Origin of the sequence: Streptomyces sp. NPDC057445 (genome assembly GCF_042802855.1) — a bacterium.
Taxonomy (GTDB): domain Bacteria; phylum Actinomycetota; class Actinomycetes; order Streptomycetales; family Streptomycetaceae; genus Streptomyces.
On sequence record NZ_JBHVDH010000050.1, the window covers coordinates 1 to 8383 of the forward strand.

Below are 8383 nucleotides of genomic sequence, written 5' to 3' on the forward strand. Positions count from 1 at the left end.
CTCCGCGGGAGCGCTGGCTGACCGCTGCGCGGTCAGCGCACCCGGGTTGCTGCGCAACCCGGGTGACGCTCCGTCCGCTGCGCTCCCGGAGCGGGTGGGGGCTGCGCCCCCACCCGCGGTGCCTCCGCTGCGCTCCGGTCACCGGGTGGCGCTTCGCGCCACGAAGGCCGGCCCCGCTGCGCGGGGCCGGGTCAACGGGCCTGCGGCCCGAGCAGCAGCAGGGGTGGGTGTCTATCCGGCTGACCTCTGTGGGTTCTGGGGCTTGATGTCGGGTCAGCGTCTACGGGACCAAGTGCTACCGATTCCCGCAACGTGCAGGGCCAGCGCGGTCAGCCCCAAGAGCATGACGTTGACTGACGAGAACGTGTGATTGGTGCTGATCTCGGCCGCGTTGATGAGGAACGCGATGAAGAACAGCACTGCCGCGACTATGCCGAGCATGACGAGCCCCTCTCATAGGAAGTGAAGCCCGTATGCCCGGTCACCGCGCCCACAGACATGGGCAGCGCCTTTGAAAGTGGTCTGGCCGGCTCACGCAGGCAGGCTGACGGATCCTCAGGCGTGGGCGTGGCGGGTACTTGCCGCCTTGTGTGAGGCGGCGTGATGCGCGGGCCGGCCTGTCGGGGGGACTGCGAGACGCCGCAGGGACAGGTCGGCGGTGGCGAGGAGAGCGGTGAAGACGGCCAGGAGGAGGACGGACACCCACATCTGCCGGCTCCCGGGCGCCTGCCAGCCGGTCCAGGCGGCGGACGCCGCCCACAGCAGGACGCCCACGGCGTAGAAGGAGCGGACCCGGTGCAGCTGCCGCACGGCCCGCAGGTACTGGATGCGTTCGGTCTTCGGTGCCATGCGGGGCCGTGTACCCCGATGTGCCACGACCATCGGGGCGGAAGGAATCTTGTGTAGGAGGCTTTCCGGGGCGTCTCGCATGTCTGCATCCCCGATGTGATGCAGCATGTAGCATTGGCGTAATTCAGGGACACCCGGTGGGGAGCGGTTTGCGTGTTGATCTACAAGTATCTTCCGCATGAGCTTGCCCGGCTCGGGGTGGTCGCGAAAGCTGCCGGACTCGATCACTGCCGGATAGCCGCTCAGGTATGCCTGGCTCGGGAACGCGCCGGAAGGGCGAGGACGGCCCCGCCCGAACCGCATCACTTGAGCGAGGTGTTCATCGCGGAGTTGCGGCGCCTTCAGTGGGAGCGGATCACCGGTCTCATGGAGAAGGAGCGGATGGCCGCGTACCAGCCCTCCGACGACTCGCGTGCCATCCGCTACGAAGAGCGGCGTCTGCAGCGGCTGATGACAGACGTGGTCGAGGCCGAGCGGGCAGATGGCGCGGCTCCTGAAATCTGGCGGCACCGCGTCTACCGGATCGATGCCCGGCCCACCGCCGGCAGCTCCAGCCCGGCCATGCCCGCCCCCGCCGTCCACCTGATGGCGGCATCACCCGGTGAAGCGGCCGCGAGAGCCTGGGCCGTCCACGGAAGAGACGGCGGCCTCTACCAACGCGGCGGATACCGGATCGCTTCCGGCACACAAATCCTGCCCGAGCCGGGAGAACTCTTTTGATCCAGCTCCGAGAACACCAGGTGGAACAGAAATCACGGTTCCGGAAATGGGTCGGATTCCCTGCAAGATCCTCTGTGCCGGCGGAGGGTGCGAGGGGCACGATCGTGTCCGCGACCGGATCGGGTAAGACCATCATGGCTGCCGCGTGCGCGCTGGAGTGCTTCCCGGGCGGCCGGATCCTCGTCACTGTGCCGACCCTGGACCTGCTCGTGCAGACCGCCCAGGCATGGCGCCTGGTGGGCCACCGGGCCCCGATGATCGCGGTGTGCTCGCTGGAGAACGACCCGGTCCTGAACGAGTTGGGGGTGCGTACCACTACCAACCCCATCCAGCTGGCGCTGTGGGCCGGGAAGGGGCCGGTGGTCGTATTCGCCACGTACGCCTCCCTCGTGGACCGCGAGGACCCGGAGGACCCGTTCGGTCAGAGGAACGTCCGTGGGCCGCTGGAGGCCGCTCTGGCGGGCGGGGAGCGGCTCTACGGCCGGCAGATGGCAGGCTTCGACCTCGCCATCGTGGACGAGGCGCACTCAACCGCAGGTGATCTTGGCAGGCCGTGGGCGGCGATCCACGACAATCAGCGGATCCCGGCGGACTTCCGGCTGTACTTGACCGCGACGCCGCGCATCCTGGCCTCGCCCCGGCCGCAGAAGGGCGCGGAAGGCCAGGAGCTGGAGATTGCGTCGATGGGCCAGGGCTCTGAGACCTACGGGCCGTGGCTGGCCGAGCTCGGGCTCTCGGAGGCGATCGAACGGGGCATCCTCGCAGGGTTCGAGATCGATGTGCTGGAGATCCACGACCCCTCCCCCGTCCTCGGGGAGTCCGAAGAGGCGCAGCGGGGCCGGCGCCTCGCCCTGCTGCAGACGGCGCTCTTGGAGCACGCCGCCGCGCGGAACCTGCGCACGGTCATGACCTTCCACCAGCGGGTGGAGGAGGCGATGGCGATCGCGGAGAAGATGCCGCAGACGGCCGCCGAGCTGTACGCGGCCGAGGTCTCCGACGAGGCTCTGACGGACGCGGAGGCCCTGCCGAAGTCGTCGATCGACGCGGAGTTCTACCAGCTGGAGGCCGGCCGCCACGTCCCCCCGGACCGGGTGTGGTCGGCGTGGCTGTGCGGCGACCACCTCGTCACCGAACGGCGCGAGGTACTGCGCCAGTTCGCAGGCGGCATCGACGCCGCTGGCCGCCGAGTCCACCGCGCCTTCCTCGCCAGCTGCCGCGTCCTCGGGGAAGGCGTCGACATCACCGGCGAACGCGGAGTCGAGGCCGTGTGCTTCGCCGACACCCGCGGCTCCCAGGTCGAGATCGTGCAGAACATCGGCCGGGCGCTGCGCCCGAACCCCGACGGCACGGCCAAGACCGCCAGGATCATCGTGCCCGTCTTCCTTAAGCCCGGCGAGGATGCGACCGACATGGTCGCCTCCGCCTCCTTCCGCCCCCTCGTAGCGGTCCTCCAAGGACTCCGTAGTCACTCGGAACGTCTTGTCGAACAGCTCGCCAGCCGGGCCCTGAGCAGCGGGCAGCGGCACGTGTACGTGCAGCGGGACGAGGACGGGCGGATCATCGGCACCACGGCCGAAGGAGAGGGCGGGCAGGACGAGACCGAGGGCGCGGTGCAGTCAGCGCTGCTGCACTTCTCCACCCCGAGGGACGCGACGACGGTCGCGGCGTTCTTGCGCACCCGGGTGTACCGGCCTGAGTCCCTGGTGTGGCTCGAGGGCTACCAGGCCCTCCGCCGATGGCGCCAGGAGAACGGCATCACGGGCCTGTATGCAGTCCCGTACGACACCGAGACCGAGGCCGGTGTCACCAAGGCCTTCCCTCTGGGGCGGTGGGTCCACCAGCAGCGGCGCGTGTACCGTGCGGGTGAACTCGACGATCACCGCAAGATGCTGCTCGACGAGGCCGGGATGGTGTGGGAACCCGGCGACGAAGCCTGGGAGAACAAACTCGCCGCCCTGCGCTCCTTCCACCGCGCCCACGGCCACCTCGCCCCCAGGCGCGACGCCGTATGCGGCGACGCCGACAGTGAACTGGTCCCGGTCGGGGAACACATGGCCAACCTCCGCCGCAAGGACGGCCTCGGCAAGAACCCACAGCGCGCAGCAGCCCGCGCCGCACAGCTCACCCAGATCGACCGGGACTGGAACTGCCCCTGGCCACTGGACTGGCAACGCCACTACCGCGTCCTCGCCGACCTCGCCGCCGACGAACCCCACGGCGCACTCCCCCACATCGCACCCGGCGTGCAGTTCCAAGGAGACGACCTCGGCAAGTGGCTCCAGCGGCAACGCCGCAGCTGGGCGGAGCTCTCCGAAGAACAGCAGCAGCGGCTCACAGCGCTGGGCGTGAAACCCGCCGAGCGGCCCGCCCCGGCCCGGGCGGCCAAAGGCGGCGGGAAAGGATCAGCCTTCCAGCGCGGTCTGGCGGCCCTCGCCCAGTGGATCCAGCGCGAGGGCATCCAGAAGGCAGTGCCGAGGGGCCACGTCGAATGTGTCGTCATCGACGGCCAGGAGCACCAGCACAAGCTCGGCGTATGGATCTCCAACACTCGCGCGAGGCGAGACAAGCTCACCGCGGAGCAGCGCGCCGCACTCACCGAACTCGGGCTCAGCTGGGCGGCATCCTGACGCTGTCGGGCGGGCCCCGGGCGCTGTGTGCGTCCGGGGTCTTTCGCTGCCCAGGGTCTCGGCATCGCGCTGGAGTGCGTGTAAGCACTGGGATCCCGGGCCGCTCCCCCTGTGGGCTACGTGGCGGCCGGGAGGTGCCGGTCCGACGCGGCTGTGTCGGCAAGGACCACCACGCCGCCTTGGTCGGAGGCTTCGGTGACGGTGTGTCCGAGCTGGACCAGTAGTCCTGTCACTGCTGCCTGCACGATCACTCGCATGCTGTCTTGTTCACGGGCCAGCGAGGTGAACCCGCCTGAGGCCATCCAGGTCACCAAAGCGCCCCCGGGCACCTCGGTCACTCGCAGCCCGGGAACGCCGGTGTCCGCGTCGCCCAGCACATCGAAGCGAGCCTGGACCAGGGCAGAACTCACCTGCAAGACGAGCTCCGCAGGCGCACACAACACCAAGGCCGCCTGCCCGAGAGACAGCAGATCATGCCACCGGATTTTCCTGGCGCTGATAGGGCCCGGGCGGCAGGGTGTTCGAGACTGGTGACCGCGTCGAGTTAGGTGCCGTTGTGCTCGGCCTCGCCGTCGTGGGTAGCTGGCGGGAGCTCGGCTGTTACTGGGGGCGGCGTCCGGTGACGTCTCCGCCCGGGTCGTCGGGCAGGGCGATGCGGGCGGTGATGCGTTTGCCGACCGGCTCCCGCTGGACCTCGAAGCCCTGGGCGACGGCCATGACGATCTCCAGGCCGTGCTGCCCGACCCGGCCCGCATCAGCGGCCCGGGCCACCGGCAGGACAGGATCGCTGTCCCACACGGTGATTTCCACCAGGTCCCCGGCGATGCGAAGCTCCATCAGCACGGGGCCGGGGGCGTACTTGCGGGCGTTGGTGACCAGCTCGCTGACCACCAGCTGGGTCAGGTCCATCGCGCGTGCGGACACCGGCAGGCCGTGCTCGGCCTGGACGCGGGTGAGGAAGTCCACCGCGCGGTGGCGTGCCTCGGCGATGCAGGATCCGTCGCCGTCCAAGGCGATGGTGTCCTGTATCGGAGGGGCGCCAGACATCACGCTGTCCTCACCATCGGGGACTGATGCCGCCGGACCCACCCTTGTTCCCCCCGTTCATCCGCCCGCGCATACCCCGGACTCTGCCTCACATGCAGTGAGCTCGGTTACGCAGAGGGGCAATGGGTGTTCACCGTATTATCGGGGCAGGCTGCCAACGCACATCGTGTCGGGGCCGGGAGCCCCCATCAGCGAGCGCAGTCGAGGAAACATGACAGACCCCCACGGAGCAGCCCGGCCCGGCCTGTCGATCGACCACACCACCGTCGACGACGTCCGGGTGCTCGCCCTGCGCGGTGAGATCGACCAGGACGTCAAGGACATCCTCAGCGAGGCCCTGTCCTGTGACAGCACGGTGCCGCCGCGGATCGTGGTGGACCTCAGCGGGGTGACTTTCATGGACTCCAGCGGCATCAACGTCTTCGTCGCCGCCTACCAGCAGGTGAGCGCGGCGCAGGGGTGGTTGCGCATAGCCGGCGCCCAGGACTCCGTCCTGCGCGTCCTGCAGCTGGTCGGCGTCGACACTGTCATCCCTTGCCACCCCACCATCGAGCAGGCCCTGAACGCCTGACCGCTCTACTCGGGCTGATCCCCGGCTTCTCCTCGAGGTGAGCGCCGCCGCACCGCCGCGTCCAGCTCCTGGCCCACCGGCTCCGGCAGCGGCTGCCCCAACGCCCAGGCTTTTCGCGACCGCGTGCAGTTTGATGTTGATGTGCTGGGAGACCTCGCGCAGCACCTCGAACCCAGCCGGCGGCGGGAGCCGGTGGGTCGCGACGAGGACACCGATGGCCTGGTCGACCGTCGCATGGGAGTCGACCGCATGCCGCAGCTGGGCGTTCTCCTGCTCAAGACGGGCCACCGTGGCATCACGCGTTCCATCGGCCTGGGGCCGCTGTTCGCGGGAGGTCGTCATGACTGGTCTCCATGCAGGGGCGAGGTTCCCAGTACGCCTGCCCCGCACCGGCACGGTAAGACGCCCTCAGTGCGACGCGAAGATCACATGCAGGTGTTAGGGAGGGGCTCCTCACCGGCCACGGTCGGCGAAGAGCCCGAGAGGCTGTCTCCCCAACCCCTCTCCTGCCGAGTCGCCCTCCCGTCCCCGCTCACACTCGCTCCGTACAACCACGTCCGCGTGGATCGGGGCCGCCGCCAGGCGGCCCCGTGTGGTCATCGCCTCCAGGAGCCCTGGGGGTCGCGTTCGGGCATACGGCTGGGGTGGGCGAGTCGGCCGGTCGCCGCCTGGGCGAGCCAGTCGGCCCACCGGCTGATGAACTCGTCCAGGTCCCCGACGACGAGCGGGGTGAAGGGCCCGGCCACCTGGTGCATCATCATCCCCGGACCGACGGCGGCGCGTCGGACGCCGTCGGTAACTACGGTCACACGGACGTGCCCGCGACGGGCCCGGCAACCCAGGCCGGGCCGTGGAGGTCGGGTCACCCGGCGCGCTGGGTTGGCTCCCCGGCCTGAGCGGGTACGGCCGGCAGGGAGACGGTGCAGGAGGCGCAGCGTCGGGCCTGGGCGGGTACGGGGCTGAGGCATTCGGGGCAGTCCCGTTTGGGGGCCTGGACGTCGTGGTGCGGGGCGAGGCGTTCGTGGAGCTTGTTGATCGGGAGCACGACCAGGAAGTACAGGGCGCTGGCGAGGAGGAGGAAGCTGATCGCCGCGTTGATGAAGGCGCCGTAGGGGAACTCGGTGGCGCCTAGGGTGAAGGTCTTGCGGCTCATGTCGCCGGTGGCGCCGGTGGCCAGCCCGACCAGTGGTGTCAGAAAGGCGCGGACGAAGCCGTTCACCACGGTGGTGAACGCTGCCCCGATGACGATGCCGACGGCCAGGTCGACCACGTTGCCGCGCAGGATGAAGCTGCGGAAGCCCTTCACCTTCTCACCCCTCAGAGGCTCTTGACGTCGACGGGCGCACCGAAAGCGCGGTCAGCCCACTTCCCTTCGCCTCGGATGCCCTGCCACCCGCCCCCCATGCCGGCCCCGCCGCCCGGCGCGGTGATGGACTAGCTACCGACGCCACGTGCGTCAAGCACGCCATCGCGACCGGTCGCTCAGCCTGAGCTGCACCCCGAACAGGCATTGGCTCACGTACCGCCCTCTGTCCACCGTGCGCTGTGACCGCTGAGCGTTGGGGTCAGCCGCTGGCGGGTATCGGGCCGGCCGGGGCAGAGAGTGTCTGGTGAGCGTGCGGGCAGGGCGTGGCAGAAGTGGTTGTGGGAATGCGCATCCGGCGCAGGTAGCCCGTGGCATCAGCACGCGAGGTGCACGGCGGTCCACCATGGCCGACGGCTCGCCGGGTCTGGGTACGAATCGGGCGCTGCGTGCTGACGTACCTGCTGCTCTACGTCACCGCGTGGCTGATCATCACCCTGTTGTTCCCCTGGGCTAGTTCATCTCTTAAGTGATCTTGCCAGGATCGGGAACGATACGAAAGACCACATCACGGTCAGGTCACGCGCCATCTGTACGCGCCCGTAACACAACGAGATCAGGCCAATGTGCTGAGTACGCACATTAGACGCCACGCTGCCGCACTCCCCGCGGCGCTGCTTCTCGCACTCACCGGCTGCTCCAGCGAACCAGAGCCTCAGGCCGGAGCTGCCCCCGGCACAAGCAGCGACACGCCAGACTCAACCACCGAGTCAGCGCCGACCGACGTTGAACCCACCAGTTCCTTACCGCCGGACCCCTTCGAAGACCCTGCATCATCTTGGGCGGCGTCACCTGTCACGACCGCCGCGGAGGGAGCAACCGCTGCCTGTCAGACACCAAGTAGCACCGCATGCGCCGAGAAGATCGACGCGATCGCAACTGCCACATGGGGAGTGCAGGGAACCATCGACGGAATCGACGCGGTGCACGACCGCGACGGGTACACCGCCACACGGAGGCAACTTGAAGCCATGCGCGCCGCGCAGGTGCAGTACATGGCGAAGAAGTGCAAGGGTGACACAGCCGCAGACGAACAAGGCTCGCCGTGTCGCCGCGCTGCCGAGACGGTGACTGAAGGCACCGACACGCTTGCAACCACTATGCGAAGCGATGAAAGAGCGTTTTGCCCCTGCAGGGGTGTTTGGTTCGAGGTTCAGGTGTCGCGCCAGTTCGGGGTGGATTCTCGGGTGAGTCGTCGGCTCATGA

General features: G+C 68.9%; 10 protein-coding genes and 1 pseudogene. 4 read left to right on the plus strand and 7 right to left on the minus strand.

The features are described from left to right. Nucleotides 1-273: 273 nt before the first annotated feature. A complete protein-coding gene (locus tag ACFU5O_RS37150; protein ID WP_165939570.1) occupies nucleotides 274-441 on the minus strand; it encodes a hypothetical protein in 168 nt (55 codons plus the stop codon). A 114-nt stretch (nucleotides 442-555) separates the two neighbouring features. Then, a complete protein-coding gene (locus ACFU5O_RS37155) occupies nucleotides 556-849 on the minus strand; it encodes a hypothetical protein (RefSeq protein ID WP_384247391.1) in 294 nt (97 codons plus the stop codon). A gap of 153 nt (nucleotides 850-1002) precedes the next feature. On the opposite strand from ACFU5O_RS37155, the gene ACFU5O_RS37160 reads away from it, so the two are divergent. After that, nucleotides 1003-1569: a hypothetical protein gene (locus ACFU5O_RS37160; RefSeq protein ID WP_384247394.1), complete on the plus strand. Its 567-nt coding sequence runs from the start codon at nucleotides 1003-1005 to the stop codon at nucleotides 1567-1569. Next, nucleotides 1566-4196 (plus strand): Helicase associated domain protein, encoded by a 2631-nt coding sequence (locus ACFU5O_RS37165; protein WP_384247397.1) that lies wholly within the window; start codon nucleotides 1566-1568, stop codon nucleotides 4194-4196. The genes ACFU5O_RS37160 and ACFU5O_RS37165 overlap by 4 nt, the downstream gene beginning before the upstream one ends. A 116-nt stretch (nucleotides 4197-4312) precedes the next feature. Here ACFU5O_RS37165 and ACFU5O_RS37170 read toward each other — a convergent pair whose 3' ends face one another. Continuing rightward, nucleotides 4313-4606, minus strand: a complete 294-nt coding sequence (locus tag ACFU5O_RS37170) for a hypothetical protein (RefSeq protein WP_384247399.1) — start codon at nucleotides 4604-4606, stop codon at nucleotides 4313-4315. A 190-nt stretch (nucleotides 4607-4796) separates the two neighbouring features. Beyond that, nucleotides 4797-5243, minus strand: coding sequence for an ATP-binding protein (locus tag ACFU5O_RS37175; RefSeq protein WP_384247402.1), 447 nt, complete (start codon nucleotides 5241-5243; stop codon nucleotides 4797-4799). A 211-nt stretch (nucleotides 5244-5454) separates the two neighbouring features. On the opposite strand from ACFU5O_RS37175, the gene ACFU5O_RS37180 reads away from it, so the two are divergent. Continuing rightward, nucleotides 5455-5814 (plus strand): STAS domain-containing protein, encoded by a 360-nt coding sequence (locus ACFU5O_RS37180; RefSeq protein ID WP_384247404.1) that lies wholly within the window; start codon nucleotides 5455-5457, stop codon nucleotides 5812-5814. Between the two features lie 168 nt (nucleotides 5815-5982). On the opposite strand, the pseudogene ACFU5O_RS37185 reads toward ACFU5O_RS37180, so the two are convergent. The 3 genes and pseudogenes from ACFU5O_RS37185 to mscL form a co-directional block, all read right to left on the minus strand. After that, a pseudogene (locus tag ACFU5O_RS37185) lies at nucleotides 5983-6156 on the minus strand (ANTAR domain-containing protein); the annotation flags it as partial. A gap of 254 nt (nucleotides 6157-6410) precedes the next feature. Continuing rightward, nucleotides 6411-6623, minus strand: a complete 213-nt coding sequence (locus ACFU5O_RS37190) for a hypothetical protein (protein WP_384247407.1) — start codon at nucleotides 6621-6623, stop codon at nucleotides 6411-6413. 53 nt (nucleotides 6624-6676) lie between these two features. Beyond that, nucleotides 6677-7120, minus strand: a complete 444-nt coding sequence (mscL, locus tag ACFU5O_RS37195; RefSeq protein WP_384247410.1) for a large conductance mechanosensitive channel protein MscL — start codon at nucleotides 7118-7120, stop codon at nucleotides 6677-6679. 950 nt (nucleotides 7121-8070) lie between these two features. Between mscL and ACFU5O_RS37200 the strand changes: the two genes are divergently transcribed. Further along, nucleotides 8071-8383: hypothetical protein (locus ACFU5O_RS37200; RefSeq protein ID WP_384247412.1), on the plus strand; the 313-nt coding region annotated here is incomplete at its 3' end.